Annotated in this window: 1 rRNA gene and 1 pseudogene; both read right to left on the reverse strand. The window is 73.7% G+C overall.

Going from position 1 to position 1,465, the window contains the following annotated elements:
* A pseudogene (locus ACFYS8_RS06965) lies at positions 1-1,008 on the reverse strand (hypothetical protein); the annotation flags it as partial.
* A gap of 365 nt (positions 1,009-1,373) precedes the next feature.
* Positions 1,374-1,465: ribosomal RNA gene (rrf, locus tag ACFYS8_RS06970) — 5S ribosomal RNA — on the reverse strand; the annotation flags it as partial.

Raw genomic sequence — 1,465 nt, forward strand, 5'->3', positions numbered from 1 at the left:
GGTGCGCTGCGGACGGTCGTAGCCGCCACGCTCGTCCCGGTCCCGCCCGTACGACGGACGGTCCTCACGCGGACGGAACCCACCCTGCGGGCGGTCGCCACGGTCGTCACGACGGAAGCCGCCACCCTGCGGGCGGTCGCCGTACGACGGGCGGTCGCCACGGTCGCTGCGGTAGCCGCCGCCCTGGGGGCGGTCGCCACGGTCGTCACGGCGGAAGCCGCCCTGCGGGCGGTCGCCGCGGTCATCGCGACGGAACCCACCCTGCGGACGGTCGCCACGGTCGTCACGGCGCTCGAACCCACCGGTGCGCTGCGGACGGTCGTAGCCGCCACGCTCGTCCCGGTCCCGCCCGTACGACGGACGGTCCTCACGCGGACGGAACCCACCCTGCGGGCGGTCCCCACGGTCGTCACGACGGAAGCCACCCTGCGGACGGTCGCCGTACGACGGACGGTCGCCACGGTCGCTGCGGAAGCCGCCGCCCTGGGGACGGTCACCGCGGTCGTCACGACGGAAGCCACCGCCCTGGGGGCGGTCGCCGTACGACGGGCGGTCGCCACGGTCGCTGCGGTAGCCACCACCCTGGGGACGGTCACCACGGTCGTCACGACGGAAGCCGCCGCCCTGCGGACGGTCATCCCGACGGAAGCCGCCACGGTCGCCCTGCGGACGCTCGTCACGGCCGCGGAAGCCGCCGCCCTGGGGACGGTCGCCACGGTCGTCGCGGCGGAAGCCGCCGCCCTGAGGGCGGTCGCCGTACGACGGACGGTCGCCACGGTCGCTGCGGTAGCCACCACCCTGGGGACGGTCACCACGGTCGTCACGACGGAAGCCGCCGCCCTGCGGACGGTCGCCACGGTCGTCGCGGCGGAAGCCGCCGCCCTGAGGGCGGTCGCCGTACGACGGACGGTCGCCACGGTCGCTGCGGTAACCACCGCGGTCGGCGCCACGGTCGCCGCGGTCGTCACGACCGCGGTAGCCGCCGCCTTCGCCACGGTCGTCACGACGCGGGCCGCGGTCGTTCGACCAGCCCCCGCGCGACCTGGGCTCGTAGCCCCGGCCGCCGTCGTTACGGCGCTCGGGCCGGTCCTGGGGCGGGTTCGACATGCTGGTGACTCCTGTCTGCACACTGCTGGCTCTAGAGGCGCCACTGCCGATCCATCGACACCAGCGCGCGATCCGGACGACCCCCGAACCCCACCAGGGCCCGGTCCGTCCGTTACATCCGTCTTGTCCATTGTCCGGCACACGAGCGAGCACCGCGTCCGGGTGCCCGACCGCCGTCTGCCGGCCGTCTGTGTTCGGCTGAAAAAGCCCAACAAAAAAGGCCGAGGCCCCAGCTCATCGCTGGGGCCTCGGCCTTTTGAAGAATTGTTCGGCGGCGTCCTACTCTCCCACAGGGTCCCCCCTGCAGTACCATCGGCGCTGTGAGGCTTAGCTTCCGGGTTCGGAATGTAACCGGGCG

The sequence above is a fragment of the Kitasatospora sp. NPDC004615 genome, assembly GCF_042873545.1.
Classification (GTDB): Bacteria; Actinomycetota; Actinomycetes; order Streptomycetales; family Streptomycetaceae; genus Kitasatospora.